At 58.7% G+C, this 19,504-nt stretch carries 13 protein-coding genes; 6 read left to right on the forward strand and 7 right to left on the reverse strand.

All coding sequences use genetic code 11. The features are described 5' to 3' along the window. The first annotated feature begins 19 nt into the window (after positions 1-19). The 5 genes from FQ187_RS00765 to FQ187_RS00785 all read left to right on the forward strand — a co-directional run bounded on the left by FQ187_RS00765 (position 20) and on the right by FQ187_RS00785 (position 4,908). Positions 20-1,174, forward strand: coding sequence for a MalY/PatB family protein (locus tag FQ187_RS00765; RefSeq protein WP_149628030.1), 1,155 nt, complete (start codon positions 20-22; stop codon positions 1,172-1,174). 220 nt (positions 1,175-1,394) lie between these two features. Then, a complete protein-coding gene (locus FQ187_RS00770) occupies positions 1,395-2,252 on the forward strand; it encodes an SDR family oxidoreductase (RefSeq protein ID WP_149628031.1) in 858 nt (285 codons plus the stop codon). Between the two features lie 99 nt (positions 2,253-2,351). Beyond that, the gene (locus tag FQ187_RS00775; protein WP_149628032.1) at positions 2,352-3,695 is read left to right on the forward strand and encodes a sodium:proton antiporter; all 1,344 of its coding nucleotides are present in this window, start codon (positions 2,352-2,354) and stop codon (positions 3,693-3,695) included. 187 nt (positions 3,696-3,882) lie between these two features. Next, on the forward strand, positions 3,883-4,179 hold the full coding sequence (locus FQ187_RS00780; protein WP_149628033.1) for a hypothetical protein: 297 nt from the start codon (positions 3,883-3,885) through the stop codon (positions 4,177-4,179). A gap of 252 nt (positions 4,180-4,431) precedes the next feature. Next, positions 4,432-4,908, forward strand: coding sequence for a hemerythrin domain-containing protein (locus FQ187_RS00785; RefSeq protein WP_046055244.1), 477 nt, complete (start codon positions 4,432-4,434; stop codon positions 4,906-4,908). 144 nt (positions 4,909-5,052) lie between these two features. Here FQ187_RS00785 and FQ187_RS00790 read toward each other — a convergent pair whose 3' ends face one another. From FQ187_RS00790 to FQ187_RS00805, 4 genes are all read right to left on the reverse strand, one after another. Then, positions 5,053-6,975, reverse strand: coding sequence for a PAS domain-containing sensor histidine kinase (locus tag FQ187_RS00790; RefSeq protein WP_149628034.1), 1,923 nt, complete (start codon positions 6,973-6,975; stop codon positions 5,053-5,055). Between the two features lie 87 nt (positions 6,976-7,062). Next, positions 7,063-7,971: a zeta toxin family protein gene (locus FQ187_RS00795; RefSeq protein WP_149628035.1), complete on the reverse strand. Its 909-nt coding sequence runs from the start codon at positions 7,969-7,971 to the stop codon at positions 7,063-7,065. Positions 7,972-8,099: 128 nt separating this feature from the next. Beyond that, a complete protein-coding gene (locus FQ187_RS00800) occupies positions 8,100-10,379 on the reverse strand; it encodes an ATP-dependent DNA helicase (RefSeq protein ID WP_149628036.1) in 2,280 nt (759 codons plus the stop codon). Next, positions 10,376-12,043 (reverse strand): VRR-NUC domain-containing protein, encoded by a 1,668-nt coding sequence (locus FQ187_RS00805; RefSeq protein WP_149628037.1) that lies wholly within the window; start codon positions 12,041-12,043, stop codon positions 10,376-10,378. The genes FQ187_RS00800 and FQ187_RS00805 overlap by 4 nt, the downstream gene beginning before the upstream one ends. A 210-nt stretch (positions 12,044-12,253) precedes the next feature. Between FQ187_RS00805 and FQ187_RS00810 the strand changes: the two genes are divergently transcribed. Then, entirely contained in the window at positions 12,254-12,478 is a 225-nt protein-coding gene (locus tag FQ187_RS00810) for a YgdI/YgdR family lipoprotein (protein ID WP_046055248.1), read from the forward strand. A 133-nt stretch (positions 12,479-12,611) separates the two neighbouring features. On the opposite strand, the gene FQ187_RS00815 is transcribed toward FQ187_RS00810, so the two are convergent. The 3 genes from FQ187_RS00815 to FQ187_RS00825 form a co-directional block, all read right to left on the reverse strand. Then, the gene (locus FQ187_RS00815; protein WP_149628038.1) at positions 12,612-14,465 is read right to left on the reverse strand and encodes a polyurethanase; all 1,854 of its coding nucleotides are present in this window, start codon (positions 14,463-14,465) and stop codon (positions 12,612-12,614) included. A 95-nt stretch (positions 14,466-14,560) separates the two neighbouring features. Beyond that, entirely contained in the window at positions 14,561-16,249 is a 1,689-nt protein-coding gene (locus FQ187_RS00820; protein WP_149628039.1) for a polyurethanase, read from the reverse strand. A 23-nt stretch (positions 16,250-16,272) separates the two neighbouring features. Then, the gene (locus tag FQ187_RS00825; protein WP_149628040.1) at positions 16,273-19,320 is read right to left on the reverse strand and encodes an autotransporter serine protease; all 3,048 of its coding nucleotides are present in this window, start codon (positions 19,318-19,320) and stop codon (positions 16,273-16,275) included. Between the last annotated feature and the right edge of the window lie 184 nt (positions 19,321-19,504).

Raw genomic sequence — 19,504 nt, forward strand, 5'->3', positions numbered from 1 at the left:
GCCCTTTATGAGACTGAGCATGACTTTCGATTTTGATCAGGTGTACGACCGCCACAACACCGGCAGTACCAAATGGAGCCGTTACCCGGCCGACGTGTTGCCGATGTGGGTGGCCGACATGGACTTCTCCGCACCGCCGGTGATCATCCAGGCCCTGCAAAAACGTCTGGAACACCCGATGCTCGGCTACAGCGTGGCCCAGGATGACTTGCGCAATGCCATCGTCGCCGACCTCTGGAACAAGTACGCCTGGCGCGTATTGCCTGAGGAACTGATTTTCCTGCCGGGCGTGGAGTCGGGTTTCAACATGGCGCTGAATGCGCTGGTCCAGCCGCAGCAGAACGTTGTGGTTCAGGTTCCGAACTACCCGCCGCTGCGTCATGCGCCGGGTCACTGGGGTTTGAACAAGGTTGAACTCGAATTCGACGCGTTGGCGGACGGCACTTACGCCACGCCTCTCGATGCCCTGAATCAGGCGCTGACCGGTGGCGGTGCGCTGCTGCTGAGCAACCCGCACAACCCGGTGGGCAAAGTCTTCCCGCGAGAAGAACTGCAAGCGGTCGCCGACATCTGCGTGGAGCAGGACGCCTGGATCATCTCTGACGAGATTCATGCCGAGCTGTGTTTCGACGGGCGCGTGCACATTCCGACGGCTTCCCTGAGCCCCGAGATCGCTAAACGCACCATCACGCTGATGTCGGCGAGCAAGGCCTACAACATTGCCGGGCTGAAGACGTCTTTCATGATCATTCAGGACTCGGCGTTGCGTACGCGGGTCAACCACGCCCGCTGCGGCATGGTCGACAGCGTCAACCCGTTGGGCATGGAAGCGACGCGCGTCGCCTACAGCGAAGGCGGCCCTTGGCTGGCCGGGCTGAAGGCGTATCTGCAAAGCAATCGGGATTATCTGGTGGAAGCGGTCAACACACGCCTGCCGGGTGTAACCATGAATATCCCGCAAGGCACGTATCTGGCGTGGCTCGATTGCTCGGCGCTGGGACTGGATAACCCTCAGCAGTTTTTCCTTGAGCAAGCCAAGGTCGGGTTGAGCCCTGGTCTGGATTTCGGCGATGACAGCAAACAGTACGTGCGCCTGAATTTCGGCTGCCCACAGGCATTGCTGGAAGAAGGCATTGCGCGAATGGAGCGCAGTTTGCTCAATCGCAAGGCCTGATACGACCTTAAGGCAACGATAATCCCCTGTGGGAGCGGGCTTGCTCGCGAAGAGGCCGTCACATCCAACATTAATGGTGACTGACACTCCGCTTTCGCGAGCAAGCCCGCTCCCACAGGGGGACTTGTGTGGTAATTGGTGCGTGGAATCCAACCGAACTCAAGGCAAAACACCAGGGTCAACCCTTTGACTCTTCTGCCTTGCGAACGGAGATTTCCCAATGACTGCCTATCCAAAACCACCCTTCCCGAAACAGGCCCAACCCGTCCCCGGTTCCCAAAAGAAAATGGACCCATACCCCGACTGTGGCGAACAAAGCTACAAAGGTTCTGGCCGACTGGACGGCAAGATCGCCCTGATCACCGGCGCCGACAGTGGCATCGGTCGCGCCGTAGCGATCGCATTCGCCCGTGAAGGCGCGGATGTCGCCGTCGCCTACCTCAACGAACATGAAGACGCGCAGGAAACTGCACGCTGGGTCGAACAGGCCGGCCGGCAGTGCCTGTTGCTGCCCGGTGACCTGGCGCAGAAAGCCCAATGCCAGGCCCTGGTGGACAAGACGGTCGAACGCTTTGGCCGGATCGATGTCCTGGTCAACAATGCCGCGTTCCAGATGACCCACGAACACTTCGAGGACATCCCGGATGAAGAATGGGTGATGACCTTCGACGTTAACATCACCGCCATTTTCAGGCTCTGTCAGGCCGCGTTGAAGTACATGAAACCCGGCAGTTCGATCATCAACACCAGCTCAGTCAATTCGGACATGCCCAAACCGACCCTCCTGCCTTACGCCACGACCAAGGGTGCGATAGCCAACTTCACCGCTGGCCTGGCGCAGATGCTGGGGCCGAAGAACATTCGGGTGAACTGCGTGGCACCGGGGCCGATCTGGACGCCACTGATTGTCTCGACCATGCCCGATGAAGAAGTGCAGAACTTTGGTGGGCAGACCCCACTTGGCCGGCCGGGTCAACCGGTGGAAGTGGCGCCGATTTATGTGTTGCTGGCGTCGGATGAGGCCAGTTACATCACCGGTCAACGGTACGGGATTACCGGCGGCAAACCGATGCTTTAAATTGAACCTGCCGGCATTTCCAGAACTCCACATTTTATAGGCCCTCCTTTGGCGGGCCTTTCGATATCTGGAGCAGCACGCACCCGACGAGTACCGAGCATGAGTTTCATTTTGTGGGTGGCGGTGCTGGGTGCCGTGCTACTGACACTGGCACTGACGTCGTCGTACCTGCGCTGGATGCCGGTGACTACGTCGGCGGTGTGCCTGGTGCTGGGTGTAGCCATCGGGCCCGCAGGGTTCGGGCTATTGAAACTGGACACCGATGATGCGTCCACCTGGATGGAACATCTGACGGAAGTCGCAGTGCTGTTTTCGTTGTTTGTCTGTGGTTTGAAGTTGCGCTTGCCGCTCAAGGATAAAAACTGGCGTATCGCCTGCGGCTTGGCCGGCCCGGTCATGGTATTGACCATTGCCGGTGTCAGCCTGTTGCTGCATTACGGTTTCGAATTGTCCTGGGGCGCGTCCGTGTTGATCGGCTCGATTCTGGCGCCCACCGACCCGGTGCTCGCCGCCCTGGTGCAAGTCAACGACGCCCGGGATGACGACAGCGTGCGTTTCGGGCTGTCGGGTGAAGCCGGGCTCAATGACGGGATCGCCTTCCCGTTTGTCATCCTTGGCCTGCTGCTGGTGCAACACGACGCCAACCCCAGCTGGCTGAGCGACTGGGTGCTGCGCAGTCTGTTGTGGGCAGTCCCGGCCGGTTTGCTCACCGGCTACTGGATGGGACGCGGCATTGGTCGCCTGACCTTGTTAATGCGCATCAAAAATAACGACAGCACCCTTTCCCCAAATGATTACCTCGCCCTCGCCTTGATCGCCCTGGCGTATGTCGGGGCCGAATCAATTCACGGTTACGGCTTTCTGTCGGTGTTCGCCGCCGGCCTGGGTTTGCGCCACGAAGAAGTCAAATCCACGGGCGACGACGAGCTTCCCGCCGAGCATCTGGTTCAGCCGGTTGTGGGTCATCAGAACGTCGACCCGCAGCACGCCGTTCACGGTGATACCGCAAGCCTGGAAGACACTCAGGTCGCCGCGGGCATCATGATGGGCGACATGCTCGCCTTCGGCAGCCTGGTGGAACGGGCCATGGAAGTCTTTCTGGTGACGCTGCTCGGCGTGGTGCTGATGGCGCATTGGGACTGGCGTGCATTGCCGATCGCCGGCGTGTTGTTTTGCCTGATACGACCCCTGAGCGTCGTCGCCATGCCTTGGGGTAGTTTGCTGAGCGGTCAGCAGCGAATGTTGATTGGCTGGTTCGGCATACGCGGTATCGGCAGTCTGTATTACCTGTTTTATGCCCTGAACCACGGTTTGGGTGAGTCGATAGCGACGCTATGTATTGACCTGACCTTGTCCGTGGTCGCACTCAGCATCCTCATCCACGGGATCAGCACCCAACCGATACTGGCCCGATATGAACAGCATAAAAAACAGGATATATGATTTGATGCCTGCTCGTTCAGGGGCCGAATTATCGAATTTTCACGTTCATAAATTTGAAATTCTTTTGCGATCCAGCCAGTCACAACCTTAATCCCGTCCGGCTTTTGCACGGTGGGACTTGCCAGGTTCGGTTCCCCTGCTCCATCAATACCTATCAAAAGGAACCTCGAAAAATCAGGTGCTGGTCATGATTCACTATTCCACCTCCGAAGAAATCAAAGCCTGCCGGGCCTTCGCCCTGGAACGTAATCGTCAAATGTTTGAAGACGCCCAGGCACTGAGCCGCAGCGCCTGGGCGTTACTCGAGGTCAGCGACATGGACGCGGAGCTGTTTGATCGTTATCAGACCCAGCGCAGAAAGGCCGACTTGAAGTTCAAGGAAGCGATAGAGCACTTGCGGCTGCTCAACGAAGATTTCCCGCCGGTCTCGATGGCCACGCAAAACGCTCATCGTTTGCTCCAGCACCCCGAATCCAGAGCCTGAACTTGAAAAGCCCGGCACAGTCGCCGGGCTTTTTATTGTCTGGAATCAATGCTCCACTGCGAACTGCATGAGTCAATTTCCGGACTCATGCAGGCTGCATGACCGCAGTTCGCCATCAGTCACTTCAACTTATTGTTTTATAAACAAGTTATCGCATCGGCAAACCGGCACGACAAATGCTCAAGGACAATGAGCGACTTTCGGCCTTGAGACCGTTCGCGCTCACCCCTGACCCGTTGGAGAGACTCGACCATGAACGCCATAGACTTGTTGAAAGCCGACCATGAACGCGTAAAAGGCATCCTGACCCAATTAAGCGAATCCACCGAGCGTGGTGTTAAAAAGCGCGGCGAGTTGCTGGCCAAGCTGGAAATGGAGATCGCCATCCATACCCGTCTCGAAGAGGAAGTCTTGTACCCGGCGTACAAGAAAGCCGGGGGTAAGGAGCAGGACGTCATGTATTACGAAGCCAAGGAAGAACATCGCACCGTAGATTCGCTGGTGCTGCCAGACCTGAAAGTCACCGATCCGTCCACCCCAGAATTCGCCGGTCGCGTGAAAGTGGTCAAGGAACTGCTGGAACATCACATTGAAGAGGAGGAAACGGAAATGTTTCCCCAGGCCAAAAAACTGTTGGGCAAAGCCACACTTGAAGAGCTGGGTGCGCAAATGGAAAGTTTGAAAGCTCAGTACAAGAAAGAAATGAGCGCAGCCAATCTGGCGGCTTGATGCAGGTGGTGTGACAACAAGAGGCCTGGTGCAAGCCAGGCCTTTTGTGTGTTCGGTGCATGCGCCAGGATTGCCTGTGCGCCATGAACGTGCGCGGCTTCAAGAAGAACGCGGGATCCGTGGCCGAACCTTGAACTTGCTTTCTTATTTCATGGTCGTGGCGATGATTTCCACCAGATTGAGTTGGGTAAAGGGTTTGGACAGGCGCGGAAGTTGGGTTGCGAAACCTTCCAGACGCTCGGCGTAACCGGTGGCAAGGATGATCGGCAAGCTCGGCTTCAAGGCCCGGATAGCCTGCGCCAGTTGCGCGCCATTCATCTGTGGCATGGCCATGTCGGTGATGACCAGATCAATCGCCTGTTCGCTGTCGAACATGGCCAGCGCCTGTGCACCGGACACTGCACTGATCACTCGATGCCCCAGGTCCTCGAGCAACAGGCAGGTACTGGTCAATACCAGGCTGTCGTCGTCCACCACCAACACACACAGTCGGAGCACGGGCGGTGCGGCTTGCTCCTCGGCAACAGGCCTGGCGACTGAACCAGCGGCGGCGACGGGTATCCACAGTTCGGCGGTTGTGCCTTTGTCCTTCAGGCTCTTGAGAACGAATCGACCGCCCAATTGCTCAATAAAACCATGAACCATCGACAGCCCCAGGCCAGTACCTTTGCCAACTCCCTTTGTGGTGAAAAAAGGGTCCGTTGCCGATGCCAGCGTCGCGTCATCCATGCCCTCACCATTATCGGTGACACTCAGGCAGACATACCGACCGGGCGCCAGGGAAAGATGCGCCTTGTCCAGACCAGCATCTGACTGGGCACTGATCACGATTTTTCCGCCATGGGGCATTGCATCTCGAGCGTTGGTCACCAGGTTCAGTACCGCCAGTTCGAGCTGATTGACGTCGGCCAGGACTGGTTCAAGTTCTTGCGAGAAGCGCGTTTCGAGCACCACGGAAGGCCCGAGGGAGCTGCGCAACAGTCCGATGATCCCTTGCACCAGCTTCGGGATCTCGACAGGTTCGGACTTGAGCTCCTGGCGTCTGGCAAACGCCAGCATGCGTTGAGTCAGGGTTACGCCACGCAAGGCACCCTGGGTGGCGTTGTCCACCAATCGGGTAATTCTCGAATCGTCCGCGACACGTTTGCGGATGATCTCCAGATTGCCAAGGATGACGGTCAGCAAGTTGTTGAAGTCGTGGGCGATGCCGCCACTGAGTTGACCGATGACCTGCATCTTCTGCGCCTGAAACAGCGCTTCGCGGGTTTGCTCAAGGGTCTGCTGGGCTTGTGTGACTTCGGTGATATCACGGGTGATCTTGGCAAAGCCGAGTAACGTGCCGGTGTCGCCCCAAATCGGGTCGACCACGACATGTGCCAGGAACCGCGTACCGCCCTTGCGCACGCGCCAGCCTTTGTTTTCGAATCGCCCCTCACGCACTGCAATGTCCAGGGTCCGTTGTGGTTCGCCGGCCTCGCGGTCTTCCGGGGTGTAAAACATCGAAAAATGCTGGCCGATGACTTCTTCGGGCAAATAGCCCTTGATGCGCTGAGCCCCGAGGTTCCAGTTGGTCATGCGGCCATCCGGGGTGAGCATGTAGATGGCGTAGTCAGTGACGCTTTGAACCAGTAGCCGGAATTGCTGCTCGCTTTGCTTGAGGGTTTCTTCAGCCATCTTGCGGTCGGTCAGGTCCCGAGTGATCTTGGCAAACCCAAGCAACGTGCCCGATGGATCGAGAATCGGATCAATGACCACGTGGCACCAGAAATGCGTGCCGTCCTTGCGAACCCGCCAGCTTTCCCCCTCGAAACGCCCCTCCCTGATCGCCATATCCAGCGCTCGCTGGGGCAAACCGGCAAGGCGATCCTCTTCGGTATAGAACCGCGAAAAGTGCTGACCAAGGATTTCGAACTCCTCGTACCCCTTGAAACGCCTGGCGCCGGCGTTCCAGCTAGTGATGATGCCATCGGGATCAATCATGTAGATCGCATAGTCAATCACAGCATCGATCAACAGGCGAAAACGACTGTCGTCGATGGCGTTGGCTTTGGTCCGATCCTCGTTCATTGATCCCTCACGTCACTGTTGTTTTTCTGGAGTATGAGACAAACCACGCATTTGGAAAGTCGGAAAAACGGTACTCGTCGCCCAGCATTATCGATTCACGTATTGGACGATGTAGGCATACAGATCGTTGTAGACGAAATTCGGAACATACGAAGCATGAGTCGCCATCTTGAGCAGTGCCAGGTGGCACTCTTTGATGACTTCGCCTCGATCGCTAACCGCGAAGACGTGGTTGTCGATAATGCTGGAATAGACGCTGTACGCATAATCCACCTTGGATGTGGTTGTGGTGACAGAACCGTCGGCAGCTTTGGAGTAGGTGCTCTGGGCAATCAAGGTTCGCTCGTTCAACACTCCGAACCCGCGTTCGTACACATTGACTTGCGAGCCGCTGACCGCTTTTGCAGCCGTCTCGAAGGCCAGGATGATCGCAGGCGCATAACTCATGCTGGCATCCAGCGTCGATACCGTGAGAAACCGCTCCATTTCCTGATCTTCAAGGCTTTTGAATGCTCGTTTAATGCTCGACACATGAGCAAACTCTTGAGTGCAACCAACGATGTGAGTTTCGAACTGATAACCGGCGGCGGTCGCCGACGGCAGGAAGGCCGCGAAATCGAGGCTATCGAACGCACACTCCATGATGATGTTGAATTCGCCGGTAAAGGCCTGCATGAAGATCTTCGTATTGACTTCACGAACAAATGCCTCGGTATGCTCATACGCATGCAAGACGCCAAGTTTGATCATCTCTGCGTATTGAGGGTGTTTCTTGCGGTAGTTGGGCAGGTAAAGACGGACATAATTGTCGTAGCGTTTTGAAGGCAGCAGGTTCTTTTCCAGCAGATAGGTTTTGCCTGACCCTTGTAGCCCGGCAACGACCAGCATTTTTGGGATTGCCTCGGCCGTGATGCCGCTGAACAGCGACGCTTTTATTTCATTGAATGCTGTGGTGACCTGCTCAGGGGTGTACGTGTATTTCGGTGCTGCTGACATACCTTGATTTCCTTATCAAAGATTTGGTTTGAAAGTGATGACTGGCTCTTTGAATAAAGACGGCATTCGCTGATTGTTCAAACGTGCCTTTCTTTCAAGATATGTCTATGTTTTTAAAGTAAAAAATCCTACTCGACAGGGTGCGAAATCCTCGGAACAATCGACCACCAGCGCGGCAGTAGCTGCTTGACCTTGCTATCGCCAAACCGGTCATCGATCAACATAACCACCCCTTGATCCTGCTGGGTGCGGATCACCCTCCCCGCCGCCTGCACCACTTTCTGCACACCGGGAAACAGGTAGGTGTAGTCATAACCGGCGCCGAAAATTGCTGCCATGCGCTGTTTCAACTGCTCGTTGACCGGGTTGAGTTGCGCCAGCCCGAGGGTGGCGATAAACGCTCCGATCAGTCGCGCGCCCGGCAAGTCGATGCCTTCGCCAAAAGCCCCGCCCAACACCGCGAAACCGACGCCCTGACTCTCGGCGGTGAATTGATCGAGAAACTCCTGACGCTGCCCTTCCCCCATGCCCCGGGACTGCGACCACAGATTGATGTGTGGATGCTTCTCGGCCAGCAACTGCGCCACTTGCTGCAAATAATCAAAGCTGCTGAAAAACGCCAGGTAGTTGCCGGGACGTTGAATGAACTGCCGGGCAATCAGCTCGACGATGGGCGCAAGGGAGGACTGGCGATGGACGAACCGCGTGGATATCTGGCTGACGATGTGCACTTGCAGCTGATCGGCGTGAAATGGCGATTCAACGTCTATCCACACCGTATTTTCCGGCGTGCCCAGCAGATCGGCATAGTAGTGGCGAGGGCTCAGGGTCGCGGAAAACAGCACGGTGCTGCGTGCAGCCGTCAAGCGTGGGCGGATGAAGCCGGCGGGCACCACGTTGCGCAGGCAAAGTTGCGACAGGTTGCGTTGGCGATCGAGGTCGCGCTTGCTGATGTCGAACAGGAACTGTTCATCGAAGTGCTCGGCCACCCGGCAAAACTGCAGCATGTCGAAATAGAAGTTCTGTAACGCTCCGTCCAGGCCTTGCGGATGATCATTCAGGTAATCGCCGATGCTCGCGCTGCACGACGACAACGCCTGGAGCAGTTTTTCCGGCGCCTTGTCATAGGCCTGATAGGCGCCGAGTTGCAGGTTATGCAGGGCATTCCACTCACGGTTGACCCGTTGCAAGGATTTTTTCAACGCCTCAGGCGCGGTTTTTCGTACGCCGCTGAGGGTCGACTGTTCAAGGCTGGCGCTGTACATCTGCCGGCCCCGCTCCACCAGATTGTGCGCTTCGTCCACCAGCACCGCGACTTTCCAGTTATTGGCCTGGGCCAGCCCGAACAGCAGCGCGCTGAAATCGAAATAGTAGTTGTAATCGGCGACCACCACGTCTGCCCAGCGGGCCATTTCCTGGCTCAGGTAGTAGGGACAGACGTCGTGTTGCAGGGCGACCTCGCGCAAAGCGTTCTGGTTCAGCAGGGACAATTTGCTGGCCGCCTGGCGAGCGGCGGGCAAGCGATCATAGAAACCCTGGGCCAACGGGCAGGATTCGCCGTGACAGTCTTTGTCCGGATGTTCGCAAGCCTTGTCCCGGGCGATCATTTCAAGCACCCGCAAGGGTGGCGCGTCGGCGCTGTCGAGGATCACTTGCGCGGCGTCCAGCGCCAGTTTGCGCCCCGGGGTTTTCGCCGTGAGGAAGAACACCTTGTCCAGTTGCTGCGGCGCCAGGGCCTTGAGCATCGGGAACAGCGTACCGACCGTCTTGCCGATCCCCGTGGGCGCCTGCGCCATCAAGCAACGACCGGTGCTGACGGCCTTGAACACCGATTCCGCCAGATGACGTTGCCCGGGTCGAAAGTCGGCATGGGGAAACGCCAGTTGTTGCGCTGCCCGATTTCGCCCTTCGCGATGAGCCATTTCCTGTTCGGCCCAGTGCAGGAACAAGGAGCAATGTTGTTCAAAGAACAGCCGCAGTTGCGCGGCGCTGAAAGCCTCGACCAGGCAGGTTTCCTTTTCATTGACGATGTTGAAGTACACCAGGGCCAGATTGATCTGCGTCAGCTGCAGTTTCTGGCACATCAACCAGCCGTAAATCTTCGCCTGCGCCCAGTGCAGCTGGCGGTGGTTGGCCGGTTGCTTGCTCAAGTCGCCGCGATAGGTTTTGACTTCTTCCAGGCAATTTTGCGCGGAGTCGTAGCCGTCGGCCCGGCCCTTTACCTTCAACGTTTGATACAGACCTTCAAGCGCGACTTCACTCTGGTAGCCCTCGCTACGCCGGGACGCCACCGTACGGTGCCCGACAATCCCTTCCAGCGCCGTCGGCGAAGGCGTAAAACGCAGGTCGAGGTCACCGACCTTGGCGGTGAATTCACACAGCGCCCGCACCGCGATGCTGTAACTCAAGCGCTTTGCTCCGCCCATTGCACGTAGCAGACGGCAATCGGCATCTGGTGCTCATGGCAGAACTCGAGCCAGCGCAATTGATTGTCTTGCAGGCGATCACCGGGACCTTTGACTTCGATCATTCGGTAGGTTTTGTCCTGCGGCCAAAACTGGATCAGGTCCGGCATGCCGGCGCGATTGGCCTTGATGTCCGACAGCAGGCGATTGAACCAGTGCTTGAGGTGTTCTGCCGGCAAGCAATCGAGTGCCTGATCGATCAATTTTTCGCTCAGCACGCCCCAGAACACGAAGGGCGACTGCACGCCCCACTTGCTGGCATAGCGTTGACGAATCGTCTGGCGGTAACGCCCGTCATCGAGTTCAGCCAGGCAGCCCTGGAACAGCTCCGCGCGGCGTGCGTGAAAGTCCTCATTGAGCAGATCCACCGGCCCACGCTGGAACGGGTGGAAAAACGCTCCCGGCAACGGCGCGAAAATCGCCGGCCAGCACAGCAGACCGAACAGCGAATTGATCAGGCTGTTTTCGACGTAATGCACCGGCGCCGACTCTTCCGCCAAATGCGCCTGAACGTAAGACTCCACCGACAACGCCGGGTCGGTTCTGGGCAGTTGCAGGTCCAGGCGCAGCATCTCCCGTGGGGACGAGCGCTTTATCACCGGCCCGCCCAACTTGCGCCGCAGCCTGGGCAGCACACGCAGCAATTGTTGCTGCTCGGCGGCACTTTCCGGCGAATGCTCCACCGCGACGGCCAGGTCCATGGCCAGCTGATATTCACCGCAGCGCTCCAATACGCGAATCAACCGCAGGCGCGCGCCGGGATAGGTACACTCGCGGTAGATCGTCAGCGCGGTAGAGAAATCCGCCAGGCGCTCGCAGTGCTGACCGATCTGGAACAACAGTTTGCCGCGACGTCTTTGCAGCCAGGGATTGCTCAGCGCCAGCCCTTTGACCTGCTCGACAATGCCTTCCACGGCTTCGCCGGCCTCGAAATGCTGCTGACACTCATGAAGGAAGAGGCAGGCGTCCACGTCGTCACGGCTGCGCAGGCCTCGGGAGTCGGCGCAGAACTCGACTTTTTCATAGGTAAAGATGCCCAGGTCAGCCAGCACGAACTCGGACCAGTCCTGGTACAGATTGCCGAAAAACATCAAGCGCAGGCGGTCGCACAGGCCCATGATGGTCAGGCTGAACAATCGGTCATCCAGCGACGGGCACCACTGGCCGAAGCTGTGAGTCTGGGGAAACCGTTCGCTCAGTGCGGGCAGCCAATCGGTCTTTTTCCCCTTGGGTTGATCGATGGTGGCGCCAAAACACTGGAGAATTTCCGCCTTGAGCAGCACCTCGAACAGCGCTTCGATCGACAGCGGCGATTGCTCATCGATCCATCCCAGCGCCAGCAGTGGGCCAGCGGCGATGGTGATGTCGCCGATTTCGACGTAATGCAGCTTGCTCGCCCGGAAGTGATTCCCCTTGCGCATCACCATCCTGACCAGCAGCGCCCTGGACTCACGGGGCAACCGCTTGAACTCGCGGATGAAGTGTTGTTCTTCGACACTCAGCACATCGGCATAGCGAAGCTCAAGCCAATCAAGCACTTGCATGAAGTTGTTCAAGTAGTAGAACGGATCGTCGAGCGGGTTTGCAGTCACAGGAAAAAAGGCCATGGCGAGCGAGTACTGGTTATGCGTACAGATACCAGCTACGCCCTGCCCGGTGCAAACGGAAAAGGATAAGCGGCGGCGTTAATCGGTAATTTTTCGGCTGGCTATGAACTTTCTGCCGATCCATCGCACCTAACCGCGTTAGAGGTGCAGTGACGATTGATTTCGCTCATGGCAGTCGCGCTGTTTTTTTTTGAAGGATGAGAGGTGGTTATGAATATCAAGACTCTGGGTTTGCCCCTGGCGGTGGCGGCCTTTCTGGCCCTGGCCGGTTGCTCGACACCAACGGTTGTGACGCTGCAGAACGGCACCCAGTATTTGACCAAGGACATGCCGAAAACCAAGACCAAGGACGGCTTCTTCGAGTTCGAAGATATTTCCGGGGCGAAAGTGAAGGTCAAGGCCGATGAAGTGACCACGATTCGACAGGAAGACTGAGTACCGCGTTGTCGTTCATCGTCGGAACGCCGCCCGGAGCAAGCTCGCTCCCACATTGGATCTGTGGCGTTCACAAATCCCCTGTGGGAGCGAGCTTGCTCGCGATGGGGCCCTTACAGGCAGCGCATCACCGTCAGGCGATAACAACCCCTGAGCTGGACAAGCTATCCAGCCCAACCCCGACCAACGTCACCGAATCCCCCCCAAACGTCAGCACCGTGTCGTGCCCTACCGCCGTGGCATGCGCCCGATAGTCGTCGTTCGGCGTCACGCCCTGAACCCCGAGAAACACCAGTTTGTCGCTGGCCTGGTAGCCAACCACCCGGTCCTGACCAAACGCGCCGCTAAACAGGAACGTATCGATCCCGCCTCCCGATTCCAGCAAGTCATTACCGGCCCCGCCGACAAACACGTCGTTGCCCTTGCCGCCGAGCAAATGGTCGTTACCGTCCAGCCCCAACAACCAATCGCCACCCGCGTGAGCCGTGAGCGTATCGGCTCCGGCCCCGCCCTTCACTGTGGACGCGTACTGAGTCAGGTTGTTGCCCGCCTTGAGGCCTTCGGCAGTGACGCTGTGGGTCACGTCATCCTTGAACACCCCCCACAGAAACCCTGGCTCTTTGGTCACGAGGCTGCCGATGTCGCGGGTAATACTGATGCCGCCATTGAGATCGCGGATGTACAGGTTGCCGGCGCCGTCATTGGCGAAGTCGAAGTTCTTCACCGATTGCTGCACGTCCAGCACGTTGTTGCCCTTGCCGCCCAACAGGATGTTGTAACCACCGCCGTCGCGGAAGGTGTCGTTGCCATCGCGGCCTTCCAGATAGTCGTTGCCCCGGCCACCCTGGATCAGATCGTTGCCGTCACTGCCGATGATGAAGGTGCTGCCCTTGTGGGTTTCAGCGTTGCGATTCAGATCCTGAACCCAAGTGTTGGCGCGTGCCGGATCCGACAGATTGGCAACGATGATCGTCGAGTCTTTGCTGGTGAGGTCGTAGAACTTCGATTCGATCACCCGGTTCATACCGTCGCCATAGGCGGTGGGCAAGTGCGAGATCCAGGTCGGGATGTTGAGGATCGAAAACGGCAGCACATTCCAAGCTGTCGAGGCGTAGTGGTCGTTGAAGCTGACGATGTTATCGGTCGCCGAAACCTTGGCGGCATCGTGCACGCCCACCGACGACAGGTTGAACGATGAGCCGTCGAGGGCGCGGAACACCGGGTCGTTTTCGTAACCGACGTTCAGCACTTTGTCGGTGCTGCTTTGGGTCGGCGAGGCGTAGGCAATGTAGTTGGAATCCTGGTAGAAGCCGGCCCACTTGTCGTTGCTCAAATCCGCCAGGCTGTTGACCGCCAACCCGCCGAGGCTGTGGCCGCTGACCAGCACGTCCTTGCCCGACAGGCCATTGGCCCGGGCAAAGGCCGCAACGTCGCTGAGCAGGTCGCCGAAGGCTTCGCCGACGTAGTTCTTGGCGTAATCCTTGGGCCCTAGCGCCGCCAGCAGATCGTTGATCACATCGCCGATGGAGTCGCTGATCTGGCTTTCTCGTGGGCCGCTGGTTCCGCGAAAGGCGATACCGATTTCGCTGAGATGGCCCTGCGCATCGTACTTGCCGAGAATTTCCACCTGAGCACTGGTGTACCCGGCCTTTTCGCCGAAGAACGTTCCGCGTGCATCGACCTTGCCGTTATAGCCCAGTTGCGTGGCGGTGATGGGCGTCCAGCCGGCTTTCTGCACCGCATCCAGTGCGGCTTTTTCCGAATCGGGGTTCCATGGGATTCCGGGAATGACGCCCTGGGAGTCGGTGCCGCCGATCAACGCGGTTACCAGTGTCGCCGGCAAGCCAAGGCCGAAGCCGTTGTACTGATAGCCGGCGGCAAAGCCGTTATCCAGGTTGTGGTAGGAGTACAGCGTGATCGCCATCGCGTCGGTAAATAACGCTTTGGAATCGGCTGTACCGAAGTTTTTGTAGTCGTACACACCCATTGGTATTGCCTCTCTCTTTGTTGGAATTGTTAGAGATAGCTCACAACCAGGACGCCCTATCATGAGGCGCCCCGGAGCATTTAGTGCATGCAGCCTCAGGCAAACGTAATGCCTGAAGCCGACAGGTTATCCAGTCCCACCCCCACCAGGGTCACGGCAAAGTCGCCAATCTTCAGCACCGTGTCATGGCCCGACTGCGAAGCGTGTTGCTTGTAGTCATAACCCTGCCCCGCGCCCTGAACGCCCATGAACAGCAGTTTGTCGTTGCTCTGGTAGCCATTGATTACGTCGAAACCAAAGGCGCCGCTGAACAGGAACGTGTTGTTGCCACCTGAGGCCTGCATTACGTCATTGCCCGCGCCACCGACGAAGGTCACGTGGCTTTTGTCACTGCGCAGCAGATCGTTGCCGGCATTGCCGAACAACCAGTCGCCGTCGACGCTGGCTGCCAGTGTATTGCCGTAGGCATCACCGTTAAGCGAGTGGTTGTAGTGGGTCAGTTCACTGCCGTTGAGCAAACCGTTGACGGTGACGCTGTAAGTCACCTCCTTGCTGCCCCACCATGAGCCCGACTCTTTACTGACTAGCGCGCCAATGTCGCGGGTCATGCTGATGCCGCCATAGGCATCACGCACGTACAGCGTGCCGTCGCCGTCGTTGGCAAAGCTGAAATTCTGCAACGGCTTCTGCAATTCGAAGGTATTGCTGCCCTTGCCGCCCAGCAGGAGGTTGTAGCCACCGTCATCGCGGAACCGGTCATTGCCATCGCGGCCTTCGATGAAGTCATTGCCGGCACCGCCCTTGAGCAGGTCGTTGCTGTCGGTGCCGATGATGAATGTGCTGCCAGTGTGAGGTTCGCCGCTGCGTCCAAGGTCCTCGACCCAGGTCTTGCCCCGGGACGCTTGCGCCAGGTTGGACACGATCAGCGTCGAGTCCTTGTCGGTGAGGTCGTAGAAACGCGAGTCGATCACCCGGTTCAACCCGTCGGCATACCCCAGCGAGCCGTGAGCCGACCAGTTCAGCGGGTTGAGGATGCTGAACGGCACCAGGTTCTGCGAGGTGGACGCGTACTGGTCATTGAAGTTGACGATGTTGTTGGTTGCCGAGTCCTGATGACCATCGTGTTTGCCCAAGGATCCGCTGCTGAACGTGGTGCCGTCGAGTACCCGAAACACTGGATCGTTCTCGTAACCGATGTTCAGCACGTTGTTGCCGGTAGCGCTCTGGGTCGGCGAGGCGAAGGCAACGTAGTTGGCCTCCTTGAAGAAGCCGCCCCAGTTGTTTCCGCTCAGTTCGGCGAGGCTATTGACGCCCAATCCACCGAGACTGTGACCGCTGACCAGCACATCCCTGGCGTTCAGGCCATGGGCGAGCGCAAACGCGGCGACGTCCTTGAGCAAATTGTCGAAGGCGTTTTTCGCGTAGTTCGTCGCGTAATCCACCGGTCCGACAGCAGCCAGCAGGTTGTTTTTCATGTCGCCGAAGGTGTCGCTGTAACCCAGGCCGCCGGTGCCACGAAAGGCAATGCCGATACCGATCAGCTTGCCCGCCGCGTCGTACTTGCCGAGCACTTCGGCTTCGGCGCTGGTGAAGCCATCCTTCTCACCATAGTAGGTGCCTTGTGCGCCGACCTTGCCTTGATAACCCAGCTGCGTGGCGCCAATCGGCGCCCAACCGGTCGCCGGCAGCGGTTTACCTGTTGGCGTGTACGCATACAGCGTCAGCGCGATGGCGTCGCTGTACAACGCCTTGCCGTCAGCATTTTTGTAATCAAACAGTCCCATAGGTTTGCTTCCTTTACGTTAAATCAGAACTGCCAGTCGAGTGTCAGACCCACACCGTGGTCTTTCTCGTTGGAGCCAAGCAGTCCGTTGTAATCCAGGCTCAAACGAACGTCCTGCGCCACCGCCAAACCGGCCCGCGCACCCACAACGGCGGCGTTACGATCCAGGGAAACGCTCTGCACGCTGAACGCGGTGTTGCCGTTGGCGAAGGCCAGATGATCTTCTGAACGGGTGTTGCTCAGGTTGTGCTGCCAGCCCAGCGTGCCGGACAGTTCCAGCTGCTGTTTGTCCGACAGGGCAATCGCTTTGCTCGCCCGCAGGCCGAGGGTCGAGAGCACGGCGTCGCGGTTGTCTTCGCCACCCTTGAGCGCCGCGGCATCACCTTTCTCTGTGAAGCTGTCGCTGTTCAAGTGCACGTAAGCCAGGTTGGCGAACGGTTCCAGCGCCAGCGGTTGCAGGTCCAGGCGATACGCCGCTTCGGTAAACAGTTGTGCGGTTGTCGCATCGCGTTTGGATTTCTGTTTACCGCTGACGTCGCCGAATTGCAGGTCACGCTTCACGTCAATGCGATGCCAGCTGTATGCGCCGCCGACGCTCAGACGCAGCGCATCGATTTCATGGCCCAGATAGGCGCCCAAGTGGTAGCTGTCGACGGAGGCTGACGAATGCGTGCCATCGCCCATGCTCAACGAACTGTCGCTGTAACCGGTCACGAAACCCAGCCGCGTATCTTCCGTGATCAGACCGTCGACACCGGCCAGCAAGCCGCCGATGGAGCTGTTGGAACTGGCGTTGTCATGCCCGCCATCGCTCTTGCCCCAGGCGCCGAGGACTTTGACCCAGGCGTTGCTACGGTCATCGGTGGGTGCCGCTGCATTGAACAGATCACGCTCGCGCAGGCGTTCGCCGACGGCATCGCGCAGGTAACGGCTGTCGTTGATCAGCAGCGTGCCGATCGCCGGGTGAATCTCACCAGACAGTTGCTGGAAGGCTTGTTGTGCGACGGCGGCGGTCGGCGAAAGCAGCAAGGTTTCATAGAGCGGATTGCCGGCGCCCAGTTGCTCGGCGGCCGCGGCGACAGCGCGTTGATTCGGGGTTTGGCCGACGCTGGCGAAGGACGCTGCGTTGCGCTCTACCGCCAGTTGGATGCCATTGGCCGAGTAGCCGAGTGTGCCTCCGATGAACAGATAATCCGGTAGCACGGCGCCGAAACGCCCTTCGATCCCGCCGGCCGCTTGCAGAATGTTGTACTGATGGCCGAGCAGGGATTTCACTTCGCTGGTGGTCAGCAAGGTCGGACTGTTTTCCAGAGACAGGCTGACGGTAGCGCCGTCGATCACGGCTTTACCGCCCGCCACGATCTGATCGCTGCTGGTCGGCGACAACTCCACGGCGTAGGTCGAGCCAGGCTCGAAGACCACGTCGCCCGCCACCTGCAAGGTGCCGATGGAATTGCCAGGCGCCACTGTGCCACCGCTTTTCGCGGTCAATGCACCGATGCGGCCATTACCACCAAGGATCCCGCTATCGTTGACGGTGACCGCCGAGAGCAGCGAGCCGTTGATTGCCAAGCGGCCCTGATTGACCAACGTCGGGCCGGCGTAGGTGTTGGCGCCGGTCAGCACCAGCGTGCCGATGCCCTGCTTGGTCAGGCCGCCATGGCCGGAAATGTTGTTGCGCCACGTGTCGAGGCCGCAGTGCACGTCATTGCAGACGCGTTCGGTCGGTTTGCCCGCGTCGATAATCGCGCCGATCCCCGGCAAGTCCGCCACAAACTGGCTCGAACCGTAGGCACCCTGGATGCGGAACTCCTCGGGAATGTCTTGCTCGGTGACCAACATCGACGGGCCATCGATGCCTTTGCGCAGGTTGATCATCCCCCAGCCGTACAACGCGTCGACACCTGGCGCACCGAGGTCGGTGGCCGTGGTGCGCAACACGCTGGCGACTTGGGCGCCGGTCATGTACGGGAAGCGTTCCATCAGCACGGCCATGGAACCGGCGACATGCGGCGCCGCCATCGAGGTGCCGTTGTAGTTGGCGTAGCCGGTGGTCAGGTTGTCGGCGTTGGTACCGCTGATGATCGAGCTGTAGATCTTGCTGCCCGGTGCGGACACGCAAAAGCTTGCTGTGTAGCCGCAACGCGATGAGAAGGTGCTGATGTTGTAGAGGTCCGGGCTGTTGAGGTCCGGGTTCCTCTGCAACGCCGCCACGGTGACCCAGTTCGGCGCGATGTCCGGGACGAAATAGCCCAGGCCGGCGATAGCGTCCGGGTTGTTGAGGTTGTAGTCGTTGCCGGCCGCGAAGATCGTCACGATACCGCTGCGAGCCGCCGCGATGGCGCCATCGTAGGCTCCACCCGGTTTGGTCCCGAGCAACGGACGGATCTCGTTGAACTGCAATTGCGCGTCTTGCACCGTGAAATGCGGGTACGCGGGGTTACGTCCTCCGAGGTCGAAGCGATCGGTGATGCCGATGCCCCAACTGTTATTGATGATCCGTGCGCCGCTGGCGATCAAGGCATCCCATCCGGCTTTGTAGACCGCGCCGTCGTTGCCGCGAATGATGCCGTCTTCCGGGCCCGGATCTCCGTTGTCCGCACTGATGATCTGCGAGCCAAACGCCACGCCATGCATCGGGCCTCCATCGCGACTGCCGGCAGCGATTCCGCCAACGTGGGTGCCGTGGGCACCCAGCTTGCCGTTGGAACCGATCGAGGGCGAACCGTCGTAGCGAAACACATCGCCGGCTTTGACCGGGATGTACGGGTCGGTGTATTCGCGGATGCCGCTGGTGACCAGAGTGATCACTTTGTTCGGGCCGGAAAACTCCGGATGCGCGGCGTAGACCGGTTGATCGAAGATCCCCAGCTTCACGCCTTTACCGGTGTAACCGGCGGCGTAGGCCTCTTGTGCGTTGACCGCTCCCAGCCCCCAATCGGCATTGAATTCAGTGCTGCGCCAACTGTCGGGATCGCCTGCTCTACCGTTTTCCACGTAAGGCGCCGCTTGCGCGGTACCGAGGGTGGCCAATGCGCAGAGCAAGGCAAGGTTGTTGTGCTTGTTATTCATCCAGCTACCGTCCTTAGTTGTGTTGCCAAAATCCCTGTGCCTTGAAAAGCACCCTTCAAATTCACACGTCCTGTAGCAGCTGGCGCAGCCTGCGTCCGGCTGCGCAGCAGTCGTAAACCCTGCATGCACGGTGTATCTGACGGACCGCAGTGCCTGATTTTGCGACTGCTACGCAGCCGGACGC

Origin of the sequence: Pseudomonas sp. ANT_J28, assembly GCF_008370005.1 — a bacterium.
Taxonomy (GTDB): Bacteria; Pseudomonadota; Gammaproteobacteria; order Pseudomonadales; family Pseudomonadaceae; genus Aquipseudomonas; species Aquipseudomonas frigoris.